The organism is Providencia sp. PROV032 (genome assembly GCF_028484875.1).
Taxonomy (GTDB): domain Bacteria; phylum Pseudomonadota; class Gammaproteobacteria; order Enterobacterales; family Enterobacteriaceae; genus Providencia; species Providencia rettgeri_E.
In genome coordinates this window covers 320,215-342,600 of sequence record NZ_JAMPSX010000004.1, presented here as the reverse complement: position 1 = coordinate 342,600, position 22,386 = coordinate 320,215, and the positions used below count along the sequence as shown (strand labels likewise).

Annotated in this window: 10 protein-coding genes and 1 pseudogene; 5 read left to right on the top strand and 6 right to left on the bottom strand. The window is 41.3% G+C overall.

The features are described from left to right. Positions 1–157: 157 nt before the first annotated feature. The 4 genes from PSF42_RS04615 (at position 158) to PSF42_RS04600 (ending at position 4,866) form a co-directional block, all read left to right on the top strand. Complete coding sequence (locus tag PSF42_RS04615; protein ID WP_140172742.1) at positions 158–1,231, top strand: zinc-binding dehydrogenase; 1,074 nt, start codon at positions 158–160, stop codon at positions 1,229–1,231. A gap of 151 nt (positions 1,232–1,382) precedes the next feature. Beyond that, entirely contained in the window at positions 1,383–2,243 is an 861-nt protein-coding gene (locus PSF42_RS04610) for an ABC transporter substrate-binding protein (RefSeq protein WP_370661211.1), read from the top strand. Between the two features lie 156 nt (positions 2,244–2,399). Continuing rightward, on the top strand, positions 2,400–3,884 hold the full coding sequence (locus PSF42_RS04605) for a sugar ABC transporter ATP-binding protein (RefSeq protein WP_102139474.1): 1,485 nt from the start codon (positions 2,400–2,402) through the stop codon (positions 3,882–3,884). Between the two features lie 10 nt (positions 3,885–3,894). Continuing rightward, entirely contained in the window at positions 3,895–4,866 is a 972-nt protein-coding gene (locus tag PSF42_RS04600; protein WP_272679534.1) for an ABC transporter permease, read from the top strand. 72 nt (positions 4,867–4,938) lie between these two features. On the opposite strand, the gene PSF42_RS04595 is transcribed toward PSF42_RS04600, so the two are convergent. The 3 genes from PSF42_RS04595 to PSF42_RS04585 all read right to left on the bottom strand — a co-directional run bounded on the left by PSF42_RS04595 (position 4,939) and on the right by PSF42_RS04585 (position 7,395). After that, entirely contained in the window at positions 4,939–5,949 is a 1,011-nt protein-coding gene (locus PSF42_RS04595; RefSeq protein ID WP_213912883.1) for a LacI family DNA-binding transcriptional regulator, read from the bottom strand. A gap of 222 nt (positions 5,950–6,171) precedes the next feature. Then, the gene (locus PSF42_RS04590; RefSeq protein WP_272679533.1) at positions 6,172–6,966 is read right to left on the bottom strand and encodes a sulfite exporter TauE/SafE family protein; all 795 of its coding nucleotides are present in this window, start codon (positions 6,964–6,966) and stop codon (positions 6,172–6,174) included. A 42-nt stretch (positions 6,967–7,008) separates the two neighbouring features. Further along, positions 7,009–7,395 carry a thioredoxin family protein gene (locus PSF42_RS04585; RefSeq protein WP_272679532.1) on the bottom strand — a complete coding sequence of 129 codons (387 nt, stop codon included), beginning with the start codon at positions 7,393–7,395 and terminating at the stop codon, positions 7,009–7,011. Between the two features lie 595 nt (positions 7,396–7,990). Between PSF42_RS04585 and PSF42_RS04580 the strand changes: the two are divergent. Beyond that, positions 7,991–8,107, top strand: a pseudogene (locus PSF42_RS04580) (SymE family type I addiction module toxin); the annotation flags it as partial. Between the two features lie 44 nt (positions 8,108–8,151). Here the strand turns inward: PSF42_RS04580 and PSF42_RS04575 are convergent. The 3 genes from PSF42_RS04575 to PSF42_RS04565 are packed head-to-tail and all read right to left on the bottom strand — an operon-like array spanning position 8,152 to position 22,044. Beyond that, positions 8,152–8,754: a hypothetical protein gene (locus PSF42_RS04575; protein ID WP_213912886.1), complete on the bottom strand. Its 603-nt coding sequence runs from the start codon at positions 8,752–8,754 to the stop codon at positions 8,152–8,154. Further along, positions 8,738–20,323, bottom strand: a complete 11,586-nt coding sequence (locus PSF42_RS04570) for a two-partner secretion domain-containing protein (protein WP_272679531.1) — start codon at positions 20,321–20,323, stop codon at positions 8,738–8,740. The genes PSF42_RS04575 and PSF42_RS04570 overlap by 17 nt, the downstream gene beginning before the upstream one ends. 11 nt (positions 20,324–20,334) lie before the next feature. Further along, positions 20,335–22,044 (bottom strand): ShlB/FhaC/HecB family hemolysin secretion/activation protein, encoded by a 1,710-nt coding sequence (locus PSF42_RS04565; protein ID WP_248467718.1) that lies wholly within the window; start codon positions 22,042–22,044, stop codon positions 20,335–20,337. Positions 22,045–22,386 lie beyond the last annotated feature (342 nt).

The window sequence follows — 22,386 nt, the reverse complement described above, 5'->3', positions numbered from 1 at the left end:
AGAATTTATTTTATCTATAACATTAAACAACCATTTTTCTTACATACATATCAATATTGATAGTTAAGCGTTAAAAAACTAAAGCAAATGCGTTATAAAAAAACGCTTAATGTTGACGTCAACATTAGGGTTAACAACTAGAAAGAGGTCTTAGAACATGAGTAACCTACCTGAAAAAATGAAAGCAGTTGTTTGTCATGGCCCACATGATTATCGCTTTGAAAATATTAAAAGACCAACGCCAGGATTTAGAGAAGTTGTCATCAAAGTTGATGGATGCGGGATCTGTGCGGGTGACTGTAAAGCCAACGATGGTGCTCAAATGTTTTGGGGTGATGACCCATGGATCAAAGCCCCAGTAGTTCCTGGCCATGAGTTTTATGGCCGCGTTGCTGAGCTAGGTGAAGGCTCCGCTGAAAAATTCAAATTGAAAATCGGCGATCGCATCTTAGCAGAACAAATTGTCCCATGTTGGGAATGCCGTTTCTGTAAATCAGGTAAATACTGGATGTGTGAAACCCATGATATTTACGGTTTCCAAAAAGAAGTTGCCGACGGTGGTATGGCTGAATATATGCGTTTTTCAGAACGCGCTATTATCCATAAAATCCCTGATGAACTATCCGATAAAGATGCCGCATTAATTGAGCCAATGGCTTGTGCTATCCACACTGTACGCCGTGGTGATATCGATTTAAATGACGTCGTCGTCATTGCGGGTGCAGGCCCACTAGGGCTGTGTATGATCCAAGTCGCCAAATTAAAAACACCGAAAAAACTGGTTGTTATCGATGCGATTGATGAACGCCTTGAATTAGCAAAGAAATTTGGTGCTGATGTTGTTATCAACCCACTGAAAGAAGATGCCATTAAATTAGTTAAAGATATGACGGAAGGCTATGGCTGTGATGTTTATATTGAAGCAACGGGCGCGCCAATTGGTGTTACTCAAGGACTAGAAATGATCCGCAAACTTGGCCGTTTCGTGGAATTTAGCGTATTCGGTAAAGAAACAACTGTTGACTGGTCAATCATTGGTGACCGCAAAGAACTCGATATCCGCGGAGCCCACTTAGGCCCATATAGTTATGAAGTTGCTATAGACCTGTTTAGCCGTGGCTTAGTTAGCGCTGATGATATCGTTACTCACTTCTATTCCATCGATGAGTGGGAAGAAGCTTTTGTCATGGCGAAATCGGCAGACTCAATTAAAGTCGTCATCAAGCCATAAACATGTTTTAACTGGCAGTAATAATTGATAATTCAAATAAACACTAAATAAGTAAAAACCCTACATATAATTAAACGCTCTTTTAGGAGAACATCTTATGCTGAGTAAATTTAAAAAGTTAGCTGTCGCTGCAAGTGTACTGACTTTAGGTATGGCATTTAACGCTACCGCTAAGCCAGTTTCAGTGGGCATGTCATTTCAAGAATTAAACAATGAATATTTCGTCACCATGAAGGAAGCCTTAGAGAGCGCTACAGGCGATATGGGCGCACAACTATATATCTCAGATGCGGCTCATGATGTATCAAAACAAACCAGTGATATCGAAGATATGTTACAGAAAAAAATCGATATTCTGTTAATTAACCCGGCAGATAGCGTGGGTGCTGAAACGGCTGTACTGGCTGCGAAAAAAGCCGGAGTTGTAGTTATCGCCATTGATGCACAAGCAAATGGCCCAATTGACTCTTTCGTCGGTTCTAAAAACTATGACGCGGGCTTAATGGCGGGCAAACGTTTAGGTGAAGCATTAGGCGGCAAAGGCGAAGTAGCAATTTTAGATGGTATCCCTGTTGTACCAATTCTTGAGCGTGTTCGTGGCTTTGAAGCTGCAATGAAAGAATACCCAAATATTAAAATCGTAACTAAATTGAACGGTAAACAAGAACGCGATACTGCGATGAATGTGACAGAAAACATGTTGCAAGCAAATCCGACCCTCAATGGGATCTTCAGTGTTAACGATGTCGGTTCTTTAGGTGCATTAGCAGCGATTGAGTCTTCTGGCCGTGATGTCAAATTAGTGAGTGTTGACGGTTCTCCTGAAGCGGTTGCTGAGATTGCCAAAGGTAACTCGCCATTTATTGCTACTTCGGCGCAATTCCCTCGTGACCAAGTTCGTATTGGTTTAGCTATGGGCTTAGCAAAATACTGGGGCGCCAATGTCCCTAAAGAAGTCCCAATTGATGTTAAATTGATTGACAAAACAAATGCTAAAGACTTTCACTGGTAATCGTTAGTTATCAATAACCGATGTATTGCACCTGTATTTCTGATGTTCGGTGCAATACATTTTCATAAATATTAATTATTAAATGCATATTGGAATAAAAATTCCAAATGGCTTTGTTACCCATTTTTAAGCAGTTGAGAAATATAGGGAAGCAATATGATGCAATTATTAGCATTAAAAGATGTCAGTAAAACTTTCCCTGGGGTTAAGGCGTTAGATAATATTAATCTCTCCCTAGAAAAGGGGGAGGTTCACGCATTATTAGGTGAAAACGGCGCAGGTAAATCAACGCTAATGAAAGTGTTATGTGGAATACATAAACCTGATAGCGGACAAATTCTGATTGAAGGCAAAGAACACACCTTTCATAACTACAGAGATGCAATAAAAGCAGGCGTAGGTATTATTTTCCAAGAATTTTCTCTTATTCCTTATTTAAATGCTTTTGAAAATATATTTTTAAATAGAGAGTTGAAAAATAAGTTTGGTTTATTAGATAGAAAATTAATGCGAAAAAAATCGCAGGAAATCCTAGCTGAGCTGGGTGTAAACATCAATATTGATGAACCCATTAGCCATTTAAGTATTGCAGAACAACAGTTTGTTGAAATCGCAAAAGCACTGTCTTTGGATGCTAAAATTTTAGTGTTAGATGAGCCAACTGCGACATTAACCCCCAATGAAGCAAACCATTTATTCGATGTAATGCGAGATTTAAAAGCTAAAGGGGTTGGAATGTTTTTTATTTCCCACCATTTAGAAGAGATTTATGAAATCTGTGACACCATCAGTGTACTACGCGATGGACAATATATAGGGTCTCGTAAGGTCGATGAAACAGATTTAGACGTTATTATCGAAATGATGGTTGGCCGTGAAGTTGAAAATATTTACCCTCATAAACGCCAATTTAACGAGCAAGAAGTCATCTTAGATGCGGAAGTTCAGCGTTTTTCATATAGCCCAACTAACCACCTTCAACTAAAAAAAGGTGAAATTTTAGGGCTTGCTGGATTAGTCGGTTCAGGTCGCACAGAAACTATTCTTGCCATGATTGGTGCTGATAAGGCTTACAAGAAAAAAGTTGTTTTAGAAGGCAAAGAAGTTAAAGTTAAATCAGCTGCGACTGCACTGCAATTAGGTATCGGTTTATTACCAGAAAGCCGAAAAACTCAAGGTCTTGTATTGCCGTTTTCCGTTAAAGAAAATATATGGCTAAACAATCACGCTCAAAAATTATTTTTAATTCAAAACAAAAAAGAACTCACTTTATCTATTGATTTAATTTCCCAAGTAAAAGTTAAAACACCAGAGCCTCACACTGCAGTTTCTACTTTAAGCGGTGGAAACCAGCAAAAAGTTGTTATTGCTCGCTGGCTAAATAAACAAGCCAAAATTCTTATTTTCGACGAACCCACTCGAGGTATTGATGTTGGGGCAAAATCAGAAATTTATCAATTAATGCGCTCTCTAACTGAAAAAGGAATTTCCATTATTATGATTTCATCGGAGCTACCAGAAGTTATTGGTGTCAGTGATAGAGTTTTGGTTTTTCGAGATGGTGAAATTGCCGCTGAGTTAACTGGAGACGAAATAAACTCAACTCAGATCATGGTACATGCGGCCGGCAATATTATATAGGATAACGACTATGTCTAATCAAAGTGCAATTCCATTAACTAAAAATAAATTTAGTTTTTCTAAGCTAACAAAAATACCTGCATTTTTACCACTTGTTGGTTTAATTCTTTTATTTGTCTGCATGTCCATTTTTAATGAACATTTTTTAACTGTAAATAACCTTTCGACCATTGCTCGTCAGGTTTCTATTAATGCCATTATCGCTATCGGTATGACATTTGCTATCTTAACAGGTGGAATTGACTTGTCCGTTGGTGCTGTTATGGCGCTGTCTGGAACCTTGATGGCTGGCTTGATGAAATATTATGGAATGGACCCCTATGCAGCCATCGCTCTTGGACTATTATCGGGTGTTGTTTTTGGCTTTATTAATGGGATTTTAGCCGCTTATGGTAAAATGCCACCAATTATTGTCACCTTAGGCGCCATGATTATTGCTAAAGGGTTAGCCTTAATTTATACCGGTGGCTACCCAGTTTCAGGATTACCTCAAGAGTTTGCTTTTTGGGGACGAGAAGAATTAATGGGAATTCAAGTTCCTATTTTATTAATGCTTGGCCTTTATCTTATTTTCTATGTTGTACTAAATCATGTCTCTTTTGGCCGTTATATTTACGCTATTGGTGGTAATGAAGAAGCAGCACGCCTCAGTGGTATCCGCGTTGAACGTTATAAAATGTTAGTTTACGTTATTAGCGGTTTTACTGCTGCATTCGCTGGGTTAATATTTACCTCTCGAGTAATGAGTGGGCAACCCAATGCAGGAGTAGGCTTTGAGTTAGATGCGATTGCTGCGGTCGTACTCGGCGGCGCCTCAATAGCAGGAGGCCGTGGTATGATCATTGGCACACTCATTGGCGCAATGATCTTAGGTGTACTTAATAACGGTTTAAATTTATTAGGTATTTCACCTTATGTTCAATATATTGTAAAAGGACTAATTATTTGGGGGGCGACATTAATTAGCTCAATGAAACGCTAAATGAATTACCCCTCATAACTATTAAAGTAGGCAGGTATCATTACCTGCCTACTTGTATTTACACTTTAACTATTATTCATAAACAACAAGTTTCCCATCAACAAATATTTGCTTAGTTTTATGACCTTTATGGGAGTCTCGCTCTATCTCAGAAAACAATAGCTCAGTCGTTAATTCACCAAGATATACCGAGTCATGATGTACACCTGAAATAGATAAATGGTAAGTATCTGCATAAGGAGGTAAATCAACAGAAAAATAACGGCAAGAGAGGCCTAATTCTATAATAATTTTATACATCCCAGCGGTAATAATTCCATTTAACCCAACGATGTACATATTAGGTGTATAAAGCTCTTGAACTTTTCTTCTTAGATAATCTTCATCATTCTTGTTAAACATATAACTGCTGTATAAGACATTAATATTTTTTCTATTGGGAAAATTTTCATATATACCCGCTAAACGAGACAAACTAATTTCAGAACCTTCTGGTCCTGAAACAATAAGTGTATTTTCGCTATTTTGTTGACTAAGAAATTTTCCTGTTAAGGCACCAATTTCAAAATTTTTCAAAAATAAACCCGAGTACTTATTTTGATAGCCATAAATTGACCGGTCAACAAAGACTAAAGGCACATTATGTTTATCAATTAATGATAAATAACTTGGTTGGTAATCTTTATCGTCACGAACGGGGGATAATAGAATACCGCTCGCCTTGTAACTGACTAACGTTTCAATTGCTGTTTTCTCTGCTTTTTCATCGCTATCTGAATCAAAAATCATGACTTGATAGCCTTTTTCTTTCGCTAAGCGTGAGACTGTTTGAATAAGCACAACATAAAATGGGTTAAATGTGCTGTCAGTAACCACACCTATTATACGGCTATTTTTATTTTTCAGATTACGTGCAAAAAGATTTGGCACATAATTGAGTTCTTGTGCTATAGCTAATATTTTATCCCGAGTTTCCTTCTTTACCATCTCAGGATGATTAAATGCTCTAGAGACGGTAATATCGGTTACATTGGCACGTTTTGCTATATCAATTATTGTTGTTGAGCTATCTTGTTTTGTCATAATTATACTAGTCAACCTTTAATGAATCCCCTGAAGAATAGGCTAGTAATCCATTTGGCTATTATCAGGGAGAAATATGCGATTATTCATTATACCGTTTTGAGCTTGAAGATAAATCAATTTCACTTTCTTTAAGAAGAATAAATGACTGATAATTCAAAATAGTGACATACCGCATGAATTAGAAATGTTAAATAAACAAATTGACATTTAAAATATATTTTAAATAACTTTTAGCTCAATCAGCACTGATAAAATCAATCCTAAAGCGACAAGAATAACAACAATTGAAAATAGCATTTGAATGGTTCTATTGGAAATAGAATGCATTATTAATCGACCGATTAATAAACCAATGACACAAGAGACAATAAATATAATACTAATTTCTTTAGGGTATTGAAACCCATTCAAAACATTAATAAAAATACTAATACTACCAATACAGAAAATAACCATTAACGATGTTGCAATAATACTCTTCATATTCAAATTAGTGAACTTTCGCAATGCAGGAACAATAATAAAACCACCACCGACACCTAGCATACCAGTAAGTAATCCTGTAATGACACCAATCCCCCCAAAGATTAACGCTGTTTTAGTGTTCCAAATAAATTTCCCAGTTTCTGTATTAATTAAACAATGTGCATCATTTTGCTCATCAACCCTATTGAAAAATATACGCCCCCCGACATAAAGCATAACAAGGCTAAAAATAAGCGTTAACCAAACTGGAGGTACAATATGGGCAAGGTAAATACCATACTTAGCAGAAGGGATACTCAATAATGCTATCCAAATTGCGGCTTTATAACGAATACTTTTTTTTATAAGCCCTTGAATAACGCTGATAAAAGCCGCTATTGTAATTGCTAGAAGCCCAACAGGCGCAGCGAGTGCAACACTCCAACCTTGGCTTGCCATTAAAGCAGGAACAGCAAGAATTCCCCCGCCAGCTCCCGTCAAACCGAGTAGACAGCCTATCAATAACCCTTCTAATATCAATATTAACATTATGAATTTCTTATCATTATTATTAAATATATTCGCTGAATATTAACGCTTACCGAGCGTTTTCTCCAATACCATTAATGCCCTATTAAATGGTACTTCTCCTGCAATAATATCGATTAACCGAGTATCTTGGAAAACCGCAATTGTCGGCACTGATTTTATACCATATCGAGGAGCTAAAGTGGGCGATTGAGCAATATCAACAATGCCAAAAATGATGTTACTTCCTTGAAAACATTCAGAAAGTTTAATGAAAATAGGTTTCATATTTTTACAAGGTAAACACCACGATGCCGAAAAATAAACAACTACAGTTTGTTGCTCATCTTGATCTAGGGGGTAAAGTGTACTCGAGAAATTATCACTATCTAGCGATAAGATATTGTGCATTCTATGCTGCCTTTTTATCAATTTATCCTGAACTAACATACAGAAACAATATACTCGATAATATATCACTTCTTATCCATTAGTTGATCAATATTATTGGGAATTTTATTATTATTTAAAATCAATAAATTAACTTATTACCCATCATAAAATGCATGTAAATATGATTTAAAACAAATGATTAAAATAGCTTTCAACTGCTATCAATATTTTTTTGACTTAAAGAAACTATAATTATATATAACTGATTTATTATATATTTATTTTTAACTTGTATTTCAAGCGTTATAGTAATCACATTATTTGGTGAAATATAAAGATATTTATAATTAAAAGTAAACCAAACTCTCTACACTTAATAAACCTTTAATTTTTTTCATTTAGATTCGGATTATGACAGAAATACATCTAACGGATCTCAACGAGATCTAACTGCATAAAACGTTGAGATAGAACGCATGGCAATTATGAGTTCACACCTCACAACAGTCGCTAACCACAACAACTATACGAAGTAGTCACCATCGCTAAGCTCGATTGTAGTGGAAAAACACCGACAGCTAAAGAAGAAGTGGTCAAAACCAGACACTATACAGTGGGTTACACCCCGAACTGAGGTAACCCCAACCCCAGCCCACAACTGACTTTAAGCGGTAAGTGGCTGAATGAGTTGGGGTTTGAGGTAGGCAGTCACTACACCCTCTCTCGCCAAGCCGGACAGTTGATTATCCGGTTGGCTGAGGGGGAGTGAGGCGGCTAAGGAGATCTCTGTGTGGGGCTGGGATTTCTATATGACTACATTTGTAGTTTCCAGAAATTCATACCATTAACAAGCCAGTATTGATACTTATCAGGAACCAATAACCCAAAATCATTACTTGCTTGAGCACTCCAATCTGAAGGCGCTGATTTTTCATGATTACGTTCCCAATCTGTATGGCGATAAATTTTTTTATCGAAATTAATATAAAATTTAGGGAGGCGCATTTTCCATTTGTCCCACTCATCAGATACTACTTCTGTTAATGTAGATAAAAATTGTTCTATATAAGAATAAAATTCTACTAAATCGTCATCACTACGATTTAGTTTAAAAAACGATCTCATCCAGCTTATAGAATAAACTTCCACATTACTTTGATTTATATAATATTTAAAATTACTCTTGTCTAAAATAGTAATTCCACCTCTAAATTTAGCAATCGCTTCATTATAAAGGGATTCTTTCATCCAACCCTTTTCTATATACAATTTATACTCAGGTCTAGCATCAATACAGAAATTATCCTTATTATCAATAACATAGTAATGTTCCCCATTAACAACAAAAATAGCTATTTCTCTTTCACCATTAAATATGTAATTGAGCAAGCTTTGATAATTATTTTCCAAATTCATTTAGAAATTCCTCTTTGGTTAACACTTTCGCTTTTGACGAATTTTGCTCAATTAATTTATCCCACACCTTAGGTAACTCAAGGGACATGCTGGGATCGCCTTTTCCTGGGTCAACAATTTTAGGTGCGTTAGGGTCTCTTGGGATACCAGGTATAGGTCGCTGAGGTATAGCAGCATCCATAATTTGTTTATGTAAACTTGCATCTACTTCAAATACCACAACCGAGCCATCAGGCCTTCTATTTGTTAGGTAATAAGATGCGTGATTTGGCCCATTAGTACTTACACAAAGTTGGCCGCTACACCCTGAATTTATTGTTACGCTTCCATCGGCATTTACATTAATTCTATTTTGACTTGTTTTTGTTCCACTGCCGCCTCCTTCAATTCTAAAATACGTTTCAGAGTTTTTCGGTGGTGTTACCTCCGGCTTCACATTCGGCTTCGCAACATCTTTCCCAAATTGCTTAACTAAAGCGCCTGAGTTCGCAATAGCTGACATTCCACCTAATAGATAAATAGAGCCAACATACGTTACTGCCCGAGCGCGTGCTTCTTCATCGCTATAACCGAAGTTTTTAAACGCCTCAGTATAAGATTCCAGCAAATTAAACGCTTGTTGTGCTTCAGGTGAGGTGGAGTTCAACAAGCGCTCGATTTCTTGATAACCTGCCTGCGCTGTTTTTGGATTTTGATACGTCAAACTGACATAGGTATCTATCGTTTCGAATGCGTCTTTTCTGGCGGCGGTACATTCAGGTGAAACACCGCCAGCACAAGTATCAAGCAGTTTTTGGGTTGTTTCCGTATCTTTGATCCGCAGTTCAGCAAGCTTCTGTTGCTCGACCTCAGTGATCTTTCCTTGCTGCTCTTTAAGCTCCAGTGACGTCTTCTGGCGGTGCTCTGAGTCGCTCAGATAGTTATTCTCAACCGTCGTCTTCCCTGCTTGGGCTGCATTCCCTGCACTCGAGGTATCTCCACCCACTAAACCGCCTGCAATACCCGCTGCCAGACTAGCAAATGCACTGACTGTCGCTTTTTCGTCTTCCGTCAGTTGGCTAGCTGGTTTGTTATACAGTTTCTCAGATAACATTCCAACCGCTTCCGCTGTCATTGCACCGAGCGATTGTGCCCCTGCATTTTCACCTTTTGCCAGCGCTAATGCAACATTCGCAATACCGTGGGCAATGATGCGTCCTTCTTTGTTCTTCTCTGGAATATTTTTGGCGATTTCATTCGCAATGTACGGCGCACTCGCATTCGCCACCGCTTTATTCACATCTCCACTGATAAGCCCTTGAATCAAAGAGGTGCCTGACTCGACTATACGGCGATTATCCCCTCCGACACCCCATTCAGATTTGTTAACTTGAGCTTGAATAGCATCTTCTCTTTCCTTGCCACTCAACTCAGGGTGCTCTCTATCTACATCCTTCGTAGCTTTAATCGTCTCATTCGTCACCGCTATATCAGTAATCTGCTTACCTAATTCGCCCACTAACTGTGTTTTTTCTATCCGTTTTTGCTCTTTCTCTTTGTCAAAAATCGTATTGAGCTTCTCATGGGCATTGTCTGTATCACGGCTTAACTCGTTGATATCTTGTTTCTGATTATCCTTATCTCGAATTGTAATCTCGCCTTCTGACACCGCTGAGTGTGTCGTATTGCTGTCTTTCCCTTTGTTATTCACATTGGTCAACAAGGAGCCTGCGGCATTACCCGCAAGCTGGTCTGCAAATGGAGAACCCCCTGTGCTAAAGCCGCCACTTTGGCTATCCACCTTGTATTCAGCTTTATTTTTGATATCCCCAAAGCCCAGCGTGCCCGTATCCAACTTGTTCTTTTCAGCGTCCGCAGTGCTGCTAATCACCGCCCCATCGAGTTGCGTATGATTACCGACGGTGATATCAAAACCGCCTTTGCCTGCATTAATACCCGTTTGTTTATCCACGGATTGATAATCGCTGTGCATCTCGGTTTTATTAACATTCACCGAAGCGGTGGTATTTAAGCCTGTTCCAATACTGCCGCTTAAACTGCCGCCCTGTTGCTTTGAGTCATACTTATCAGTAACTTGTTGGCTCGATAACGTTAAATCGCCGCCCACATTGGCTTTAACAGTTTCCCCACTCGCGTGTGCGCCTGTCAGCGTGGTATCTTTGCCGCTGTTGAGGGTCAGTTGTTTGCCTGCGTTCACTTCCGTATCGGTGTAGAACTGGCTGTCACCTTTTTCAAAGCCGCTGCCTTTATTCACACTCGCATTGACATTCCAACCGCCCGTACTGATACCCGCACCGATTGAGCCGCCTTTACTTTCGTTTTTCCCATCCACTTTTTGCGTGTTGGTGGCACTGGTCAGGTTGATATCATTTTTGGCGGTTAACGTGACGTTTTTATCCGCATCCAGTTGGCTACCTTGTACTGTCAGATCCCCTTGGCTACCCTCTTTTTTACCCGTCGCAGTAAGGGTGATGTTATCCCCCGCACTTAAACTACTACCTGACGCCGTATGCTGCTCGGTTTTGGTGGTCGATTTAGACGAACTGCTGCCATATGACACATTAACGCCAAAGGCATCTGCCACACTGCCGCCTTCTTTCAAACCTGCTAGCTCACCCGCTTGTTGAGCCTGAACGCCTTGTAGACCTGCCTTCATCCCTTTAAGGGCCGCTAATTGTCCGTCATCTTCTTGTTTTGCCGATTTCGCGGTCTGCGCCATTCCATCTAACATGCTGCCCGCTGCACCGCCGAGGGAAACCGTCAACCCGCTGGATTTGGTTTCCACTGTGGTGATATCGGTACGGCTATTTTCAGCCGCCGTAATATTCACATCACTACCGATCACATTGATATCTTTCGCCGCGATTACATCACTACCATGAATGCTTGCTGTACCACCTGCGGTCAATGTCACATCGCCTGCCGTACTCCCAATCACACTGCCTTTTTTCTGGTTACTATCCGTATCGGTGGTCACTTTTTGTGAATTTGAACCAACCGTGAAACCAATGCCGCCAGTGCTCATCAGGCCTGACTTGGTTGTTTTCGACATATGTGTTTCATGGGACGCTTCATCAGAAGTGGTCACATTTAACTGATTTCCAGCGGTAACATTGACATCGTTGGTTCCAAGTAAATTACTCCCTTCGATATTGACGTTGTTCCCTGCAGTCACTTTCACACTATCGCCGCTAAATGTACTACTGATAGCGGTACGTTCGTTCACCTCATCATGAGTTTCTTTTGTCGTGCTTGATAAAAAGCCTTTATCCGTGCTTTTTGTGTGTTTCGCATAGTCACTAGTTTCAATACCAGAGGAAATATTGATGTCACGTCCAACATTGATCGCCAGCTCTCCACCGCTGGTCACAGTCGTTGCACGAGCGGAAAGATCTTGCCCAGCCGATAAGGTTAAATCCCCTTTAGTTTGGATTTGCGTGCCGACTTCAGTGCTATTAGCCCCACGATAGTAATTACTTGAATTATGCGTGTAATCAAATGCCGAGCTGACATCACGAGTTTCTAAACTAATATCGCGTCCCGCAATAATGGAAGTTTTGCCATCAACGCCTAAATTGCCGACATCTGTGGCGATCAAGTTGATATCTTGTACCGCTTTTAAGGTAAGCTGGCCATTATCACCTGTGACATAAATACTGGCAGGACGATCGAGCCATTGTGATTGGCCATCTCCACGCTGCGCAGTTTCACTGAGAATATCGCGACCTGCTGAAAGAGAAACGCTGTCTAATCCACGAATTTCCCCACCGATATTCTTAATATCTTTTAGGGTATCAAGTTGTACATCTTTACCTTGAATGCGCCCACTATTTTCGATATTTTCAGCACGTAAATCGGTCAGTTCACGGCTACTGATTTCACCGCTATTAAGGATATTACCGGTCATGTTGGCGGAAACATTACGCCCCGCTAACAATGCGCCATTACCGTTTAAGTCCCCTTGACGGGCTCGGACATACACTTGCGGAACACTAACCATTTCAACGCGGCCATCCGGCAGTGTGACTTCTTTATTCACCATCCACACGATGTCTGTGGTTAAGTTCGCCATTTGCTCTGGTGATAATGCAATGCCCGGAGTCAGGTTAAATTGCTTACCAAACGCAACACCGTTAGTTAGCAGCGCGCGATATTGCTCTTCATCACTATTGTAGTTGCCTAATAAGCGCTGTCCTGTGGTTTCAATCAGTTGATCACGAACTAAACGTTGCTCATAGTAACCATCCCCCAAACGCTTATGGAGCTGCTCATTGGTGACAATATCAATACTCGACAACCATTTCTTGTAGTTAGTGAAACGCGGGTCGGTTTCAATCAAAAATTGGCTATCACTACCCGGTGTTAAGTTAAACAGACTATTGTCGGGTAATTGAGTGTTTGGCCCAACGGTTCTTATCACGGTATCGAGGTTGTCTTTCCCCTGAGGCCCTGTCTCCGCAGTGATATTTTCCCCTTTGCCTACATCAGTTTGCCCTTGAATGTCAGCTCCGTTACCGATGTTGGCATCATCAACGTGTAATGATGAGTCAACCGATTTGTCGTCTTTAACATCCACTTTGTCTGAAATTGCAGGTAACTGAGCCACTTCCATTTGCTGACCAGGTTTCAGGTCTAGTGGCGTGTTTTTACCGTCTTTTAATGCCAGCTCAGTAACAGTTGCACCTGAGTTTTCTTGTTGATTAGCGTCAGAAACACGTTCGGCTTGCCCATCCAGTTGGTTCACTTTGACTGAATCGAGCTGAGTTTTATTGATCCCCCCCGCGTTCTCGGCAACTTCTAATAGATGTAAGGCTAAATCTTCTTCGCTATTAACCCCTTGGTATTTTGACGTGCTAGTACGCGTTTTCCATTTACCACCGCCTTTATAGCGATAAATCGTATTTCCATCTTCAAAGATACGGCGAACACCCTGTGCTTCTTCGTTGTTGAGATCATAGCCTGTTAAGATCAGGTTTTGCCCCGCAACAACACGCGAATTTTCATTGTTCAGCTGCTGACCATCAATCGTCAAGTGCTTTCCACTCGTAATCAATGCGGCATCGCGTTTGATAACTTGGGTTTCATAAATGATACGGTCGTAATCGTATTCATAAAAATTCTTAGTCCAGTTACCATACTCAAACATCCGCCAGCGATTAGATTTTTCATAATGAATACCCACTTCCTTGTTCAGCGTACCATCTTCATTAATAGCGTAACGCGTTTGGTTGCCATTACGCGGCTGAATTTTATAACGTCGCCCATTACCAAAATCGTACCAATCAAAATGTTCACGGCTCACTTCCACGGCTTCATCAGTCAGTTGTAAATGGATATCTTTATTTTCAAGTAAATCCGTTTTTAGTGTGAGGTTACCTGCCGCTTCAATGTTAGCACTGTGGTTTTTCACGCTTTTAGCATGACCGGTGGCTTTTAGCTGGTCGTTTAATTGGCTACCGATGGTTAAATCACCATCACTGTAAATTAAAGCGTGATCACGGTTCAACAGTTCACCAACTGCAAGGTTGGCCTCTTTACGCCCAGCAATAACCGCCGCTTTATCTCCTTGTTTATCATTGACTAAGCTATTTACTGCGATGGCTAGGAAATCACCATAAATGCGGCCTGTTCCTAAGTTACTTAAGGAATTAGCAACAATATGGGTTAATACGCCATCAATGAGCCCAGTGTTATGTACCTGACCACTGGCTTTTATACGAGTACTTTGCCCACTGATCTCACCTGAAAGTTGGTTAATAACGGTCGTTGTGTTTAAAACCAGCTCGCCAAGACTAGAAATTAACCCTTTATTGGTAAAACCTTGAGCAAAATTAGCCGTTAGGTTTTCACCTGCCTGAATGCGTCCCGTATTTTCAAATAGTTGATTGAAGGTGAGCGATAACGCTTTTTGCGCGATAAGTTTACCTTCACCTGTTAACTGGTTCGCCGTGATCGTGGCAGAGCCATTACTGACTATCACCCCTTGCTGATTTGATACTGCTAGGACTTTACCTTGCGCTTTATCGGTTACATTCAAATCCGTTCCCGCAGATAGCATCCCTTGTATGTTATTCAGGCTTTGTGCGATATTCGCTTCAATCGCTTGCCCTGCACGAACCGCCCCGCTTTGGTTATCTAAATGTGTGGTTCTGAGGTTAACATTTGCCCCTTCAAGGCCTTTACCTGCTTGAGCTGTATTTTTGTTATCGATAGACTCCGCAGAAATATCAAGGTTTTCATTGGCTTTGATCCAGCCTTGCTGGTTTTCAATTTGCTGTTTGACTACCAGTTCAACATTATTTAGACCTTGAATAACACCACTCGTATTATTGAGTTGTTGGGTATTTACGTTCAGGTTTTGACCGGACAAAACTTGCCCTTGCTGGTTATCAATCCGTTGATGAATATCCAGCGTTGTACTCCCCTGAGATTGAACAACCCCCTCAGTATTATCGAGGTTTTTTCCTGTCACTTTTAACGCCGATTGGCTCAGTAATAACCCTTTTTGGTTATCAATTTGCTCAGCATTCACTGTGAGTCCAAGTTTTCCTTGAGCCACACCTTGGGTATTATTTAAATCCCCAGTATTCAATTCAAGCTTGCCATTACTCGCTAATGTCCCTTGCTGATTTAGCAATGCCTGCTGCTGGGTATTGATATCCATCGACTGCCCAGCGAAAATTTGTCCGTTCTGGTTCTCAATACCTGTCGTGGTGAGTGATGCCGCTCCTGAGCTTTGAATTTGCCCCTGCTGGTTAAGCAGTTTGCCACTGTCAATCGATAAACCGCCCCCACTTAATAAACCACCATTTTTTTGCGTAAAGCTATTGTTTATCTGCTCACCATGGGTGTTGAGTGTGAGCTGCTTTCCTGCTTGAAGTCGACCTTGTTGGTTATCCAGTGCCCCCGTGTTTGCCGTTAAATTATTGACGGCAAGAATTTCCCCCTCCGTATTATCAACACGTTTTTTCTGACTATCGAGGGAGATTTGGTTCGCTTGTATTTGCCCTTGGCGATTGATTAGCTCTCCAACTGTCATCGCTAGATTTTGGCTAGCAAAGATGCCTTGATCGGCTTTTTTCGCAAGATTCGTCAGTTTCTGGCCCTGTGTATCAATACTCACCGAGTGGCCTTTAATCACACCTTCACGGTTATCCAGTTGCTGCGTTGACATTGAGAGCTCAGACTGGCTGCCCACTAAACCTTGCTGGTTATTAACACCTTGGCTGTTCAGCTTAAGCGTATTTTTCGCCACAAGTCGGCCTTGCTCATTATTGAGCTCACCGGTTGTTAGGGTTAACCCGCCTTGTGCATAAATGCCTTTATTGTCACCGCTTTGAGTGTTATTAAGCTGCTCACCGTGAGTATCAATCAGCATGTCACTACCAGACTGAATGGAGCCTTGTAGGTTGTCAATTTGTCCGCTATTTAACGTCAATGTTTGCTGGGCTAACAACGAGCCTTGTGTATTATCAAACCGCTGGTTATGGGTATTAATATCAATGGTATTTGCTTGTAAATAACCCAACTGGTTTTGTAGTGCTTGGTTGCTCATCTGCAACAGTTGCTCTGCGGCAATTAACCCTGCTTGGTTATTGATACCATTAGCCACATCCAGTTTTGCATCACCATGGCGAGCAACCAGTTTTCCTTGTCGGTTTTCGATATCACTGGCCGCTATGCTCAGCCCATTCTCACCAATCAGTGCCCCGCTTTGGTTTAATAATTCATGGGTTAAATCAACCTTAAGATGACCCTTGTTTGCGGTGATAACTTGCCCATCACGGTTGTCGAGACTATTGGCGGTTAATGAAAAATCGCCATTACTGCCTATTTCACCCGCTTGGTTATTCAGCTTCCCTTGTAAATTAATTTTCCCAGCTTTATCGCCAGTTTGTAATAATTTACCCCCTTGGTGATCGAGGGTATCCGCCGTGATTAAGATGTTATCCGCTTGGGTGACAGCCTGATTTAGCGAAAGCGTTCCACTTTCAATATTCAAGGCGTGAGCTGCCAGTATTTCACCTTCATCACCCTCAATGGATTGGCTATTTAAGGTGATATTTCCCATGCTAGCAATCACTTTACCTGTGCGGTTAATCAATGATTGGGTTTCCACAAATACACCCCGCCGGCCGGTCAATGCTCCACCCGTGTTATCCAGCACTTGTTGAATTTGTAAATCAAGCTGCCCCATTCTTGCGCTGAATATTTTACCTTTTTGATTATCAAGGGTATTAGTTTTGATCAGCCAAGAGCCGTTACCACTGATATCCCCAGCATTGTTATTAACATATTGGGATACCTCAATGACCCCCTGTTGTTCACCTAATTGGGTCATGGTGCCTTTTTGATGAATTAAGCGGTTCGCAGTGAGTTGGATGTGCTGTGCTTGTGTGTTTGCAGCTGTTAGGTCAATGCCTTTACCACTTAGTGATAAATCGCCTTGAGCAATGATTTCACCACGCTGACCTTGCAATTCTTCAGTGGTCAGCAGCATATTCCCTTGTTTACTAATGGCTTTACCGTCAATATTGGTGAACGACGGTGTGTTAAGGGTAAAGTCTTGTTCGGCAAATAAGGTGCCTTGGGTGTTATCTACGCTCTGCTTCGCATTTAGGATTAGTGCCCCGACTTTTGCCGCGACCACAACACCTTGCTGGTTAGCAAGCGTATTGACATCAAGACTTAGTGTGCCTTGGCTGCTAATATTCCCTGACTGGTTATCAAGGGTTTGAGCAAGCTTGATTTGCCCTTTTTCACTGCCCGTTTGCAGCATTTTCCCACGCTGATGAGACAGGTTTTTTCCTTCAATTTGGATGTTATCGGCCTGCGTCACCGCGTCATTGAGATTAAGTTCATCCCCCGTTAAAGCCAGTTTTCCTTTTGAGAGAATTTCCCCTTTTTCACCATCCAACTGCTTAAGTGTCAATTGGTTATCACCAAAGCTGGCAATAATTTTACCGGATTGGTTAATTAAGCGTTCCGCTGCTAGCTGAATACCTTGATTGCCTAATAATGTCCCTTGTGTATTATTCAGCGCCTGTTGAATAGCCAACGTCAAATGGCCTAATTTTGCCGCAATAATTTTGCCGTCTTGGTTGTTTAGCCCGTTTGCCACAATATCAATTTGGCCATTACTGGAAATTTCACCTTTCTGGTTATCAAATTGGTTTTGAATATGTAGCTCAGTTTTACTTTCCCCAGTTTGCAGCAAGGTGGCACCCTGATGGGTAAAGTTGTTGGCTAAAATAGAAACTTGGCCTGCTTGCGTGAAGCCTTGGTTTAAATTGATATCGGCACTTTCTATGCGCAATGCATTTTGCGTATAAATAGTCCCTTTTTCACCTGCTAAACGATTTGCCGTTAATAAAGCAGCACCGGATAAACTGCTCATTTTACCTTGCTGGTTGATCAGCTTATCGGCTTTAATCATCAGGTACTTATCGGTTTGAATAACCCCACGAGTATTATTCAATTCACCAGCAGATGTTAGGTCTAAACGATGGTTCGAGCTAGTGAGGATTTTACCATCCGTGTTGTCAACGGCCCCTGCTTGCAAATTCAGATCACCTTTGGATGCAATACTCCCTTGGTTGTTATCCAATCCATTAGCTACATTGAGTTTCAGCGTTTTATCACCCGTCTGCAGCATATTGCCTTGACGATGAGATAACGTATTTGCTTGTAAATTAATGTGTTCTGCTTGTGTTGTACTTTGGTCAAGATTGGCCGATTTTGCGGTTAACCCCAGTGCACCACTGGTCAGAATTTCCCCTTTCTGCCCATCAAGCGTATCTGTTTTGATGATCAGGCCTTGTTTACCGGATGCGAGTATCGTGCCTTGTTGGTTGCTCAGGTTTTTGCTTTGAATATCAACCTTGCCATCACGGCTGAGTAACTGCCCAGACTGGTTATTTAACTGCTGCGTCGTGATTGAAGTATCACCTGCAAGGTTAATTTCCCCTTGCTGATTGTTTAATAGCTTGGTATTTAAGGTATTTTTTGAGTTACCCGTTTGAACCAATTTGCCTTGCTGATTATCAATTAACTCAGGTGCAATTAACGTGAGCTCATTGGCAACAATCTCGCCGCGCTGATTATCAATGCCCGTTTTAGCCGTCAATGTGGCTTTATTCGTGGCTTTTAGGTGCGCATTTTTCGTTCGAATATCGGTTGTCGTTGAGGTCAACACAATATTGTTGGCTTGGGTATTAGAATCAGACAAATCAAGTGAGCTACCTGTCGCGGTTAAGGTGTCTTTGGCGACAATATCCCCTTGTAATGCGACCGATTTATCTCCTTTAACTGTTAATGAACCCGCGGAGGTCAGCTTACCTTTGCTATCAACCCCTGCAGCTAATAAAGCGCTACGATCACTGTTAATTTGCTCTGCATGAACTGCTGCATCACGCCCTGCAACGATTTGGCCTTTATCGGTGTTAGTTATTGCCTGTTTCGCTTTGAGCTGGATATCGTTTTGCGCCAGTATAGTACCGGTATTATTGATAGCATCTTGGCTAGTCAGGGCAATATTTTGGCTAGCGGTGATCACGCCAGAGTTACCTACTTTCCCATCCGCTGACAGGGTAATATCCCCGGCTTGTGCCCCAATATGCCCCGCATTACGCACGCCTACACCGTGCTCTGTCCCACGCATTTTAATAGTATTGGCGTACATCCCCCCTAATGCGGCAACATCTAAAGCAAATTCAGGCTTATCATCGGCAGAGGAATTATCCGTTTTAAGAATGGTTGTTCCATCCGCTGCCACGGTATTTTTCCCTGTCGTGATCGCTAAATCTTTGGCATGCAATTTCGCATTGATATTCACTGAGCGGGCAATCAACGCTGTGTAGTTGGTACCATTGCCATTATAGCCTTTCCCAAGAATATTGATGCTGCCTTTATCGACCTCAAATCCTTTGATTTTACCGTTTTCAATTAAAGTTTTTCCCGCCGATAGCAAAGCTTTATCGGCATTGATAAACCCGCAACCGTTACAGGTGATCCCCGCAGGGTTGGCGATGATCACATCCGCTTTTTTCCCTGCCACTTCAATAAAACCATTAAGTTGACTCGGGTCACGGCTATTTACCTCATTGAGGATAATTTTGGCTTCCCCTTTAGCGAGCCAATCATTACCTTGGATCATCCCACCAAGTTGTGTGTTCGTGTTGGTGCTGCTGTTATTGAGGATCGCCCCTTTATGATCAACATCGAACTGGCTGTATTGGTTACGAGAGACGCCATCACGGTTAGGCGCTTGAATATTAACTTGCGGTAAACCATTTTGCGTATTAACAATGGTCGGTTGTTGGTTACCCGGAGCCTTACCATCTGCAACGATGGTCGATGACGAAACGCTAAAGCTCACCATGCCTAATGTAAACCACAAAGAAGTGACTATCGGTTTAACTGACCAGCGCACTCGGCAACTTGTTGCTTTCTCTACGTGATTTTCACTCGAACCCGCAGGACCCGCACGATGGCTGCGAGTAATATCTGAAACCACCATCACCATTTGGCGAGCAGCATTAAAAATTAGGCGGTAAAATAACTTGTTCATCCTGAGAGTCCTTAATAATTCCAGTTTACAGAGAAAGCAAAAGTGGCAGGGTCGGTTCTAAAACCATCAGGTTTAGAGAAGGGAGTACCGATAGATAAGTCATAACTCAAATTGGCAGGGGTTATTGCCCCACGTAGGCCAATCGCCCCACCCGCAAGGTGAGTCCCTAGATTCTGGTTAGTCCAACGCCCACTGATTTTGCCGTAGTCAGCGCCAACGTAGAGCTCTTGAGCAGGAATAGGCAGTGACCATGATAAGGTGTTACGAAGTGTCCAGCCTTCATCCGCACTGAGTGTACGCTCACCATCAAAGCCGCGCACCGTCCAGCGGTTACCAATACTAAATTGATCTTGAGGCGTTAAGGGACGGTCGCTTATTTGACGCGAATACTGGGTATCAAAACGCAACGATTGTTCGGCTACTGTAAAAGGAATGCTAGCTGATGCGTTAAACTGCATCACAATCGCGAGGGCTGTCGCATAATCTTGAGAGTCTTTACGACGAAACTCTTCAAAAGCAGGCATAGCGCCAAACCAACGCGTCCCGTGTTGGTAACTTGCCCCCACATTAATGGTTGATTGCCCCACATACTGGCGATGGTTTAGACCTAACTTCCACGCTGTAGTGCGCCGTTTTTGATTTTCAATTTCAGTGTTTTGCACAAAGTTACGGGTTTCGCGCAAATTCAGATCATAGGTCGCGGTGGTTTTCGCTGTGGCATCACGGTAAAGCACATTGCTCAGTTGCAAATTCAAGCTTTTACTTTTACCGCGATATTCAATATCACTATTTGCACCAGCAATAGTTTGAGTGTATTCATAATCACTCGCGGTGGTGGCAAACTGCCAATAACCAAATGGCACCGAGTAGTGCGCGCTGTAGTTGGTGGTGTCTTTATCGCTAGAAAAGCTTAAATCGCGAGTCGCTGTAAGATAGAAAAGATCGCTGAGAGAAGTCGGGTTATCCAATGCAAGCATCACGCCCGCTTGGTTTTTACCGGTACTTTTTGAACCCGTATTATCCACCCACGCGCCCGCATGCCAATAGCGTGATTGCTGACGGTTGATCACAATTTGGGTTTCACCCGGGCCATCACCGGGGATCATTTCCATCGATGCTTGTACAGTTGGCAAACGTTGTAGGTTTTCTAAGCCTTGCTCAATATCCCTCAAATCCAATAAATTACCTGAATGGGCTGGCATTGCGGTATACAGCGTACTGTATTGTGATGAGTCATCAGTAAAAATGACTTTTTGTACTTTGCCTGGCATGACAACTAATTGCAGAACGCCTGTTGATAAATCTTGTTCAGGAACCAATACACGACTGGTGATCCAGCCGTGGCTAATCAGCCGATTTTGTACGTCAGTGACTAATAAATTGATGCCATCAACACCAATACAATGACCAACAGCCTGACCCGCTAGCCTTTCGATAGGTACCCAATGTGGGAAAGTATCTTGTCCACTGACAATAACCTGCTCAATTAAAAAACAAGGGGTCTCTTGCGGAAATTGCAGACGTGTTTTTGCAATGGAGGCAGATAAGTTCACATCGGGAGATTTTGCATCAAACTGCTGTTGTAACGTTTGTTGCTGATGCGTTTGACGATTGAACAAGTTATCTGTGTTATCTGGTTTCAATAATGACGCTTTTGCAAGAGCAGGAAAACAAAAGGCAAAACAAATTGATCCGTTCAGTAAGGTACGTATATTAAGCATTAGTTTTTTTTAATAATTTGGATTTAGATTAAGTTAATATACGCAACTTTACATACTTTTTCTTAAATAACAATCCAATTGCTTCGCATTTTTTGTTAATTGTCTACTTAATTTTAAAATAACCAATCACTTTCAATAAAAATAAAATAATCTTATATATCAGTTGATTACAAAAATAAAAACAAGTTTAACTTGTAGGGAATCTTTTATTCAAGCCAAATAAACATCAAAAATGTACCTTAAGGCGTAATTTTTAGTGACTAAAAATCAAATAGTTGTAGTGCTCTCTCCCTTATAAAGAGTAAAGAAAATCTAACCAATTACATTTGAAATAAATTATTA

What these genes read in the sequence shown, in the direction of transcription:
- PSF42_RS04585 (WP_272679532.1), bottom strand. Translation starts at nt 7,395, where the DNA reads ATGTTAGTTCAGGATAAATTGATAAAAAGGCAGCATAGAATGCACAAT.
- PSF42_RS04600 (WP_272679534.1), top strand. Translation starts at nt 3,895, where the DNA reads ATGTCTAATCAAAGTGCAATTCCATTAACTAAAAATAAATTTAGTTTT.
- PSF42_RS04565 (WP_248467718.1), bottom strand. Translation starts at nt 22,044, where the DNA reads ATGCTTAATATACGTACCTTACTGAACGGATCAATTTGTTTTGCCTTT.
- PSF42_RS04610 (WP_370661211.1), top strand. Translation starts at nt 1,383, where the DNA reads ATGGCATTTAACGCTACCGCTAAGCCAGTTTCAGTGGGCATGTCATTT.
- PSF42_RS04595 (WP_213912883.1), bottom strand. Translation starts at nt 5,949, where the DNA reads ATGACAAAACAAGATAGCTCAACAACAATAATTGATATAGCAAAACGT.
- PSF42_RS04590 (WP_272679533.1), bottom strand. Translation starts at nt 6,966, where the DNA reads ATGTTAATATTGATATTAGAAGGGTTATTGATAGGCTGTCTACTCGGT.
- PSF42_RS04615 (WP_140172742.1), top strand. Translation starts at nt 158, where the DNA reads ATGAGTAACCTACCTGAAAAAATGAAAGCAGTTGTTTGTCATGGCCCA.
- PSF42_RS04605 (WP_102139474.1), top strand. Translation starts at nt 2,400, where the DNA reads ATGATGCAATTATTAGCATTAAAAGATGTCAGTAAAACTTTCCCTGGG.
- PSF42_RS04575 (WP_213912886.1), bottom strand. Translation starts at nt 8,754, where the DNA reads ATGAATTTGGAAAATAATTATCAAAGCTTGCTCAATTACATATTTAAT.
- PSF42_RS04570 (WP_272679531.1), bottom strand. Translation starts at nt 20,323, where the DNA reads ATGAACAAGTTATTTTACCGCCTAATTTTTAATGCTGCTCGCCAAATG.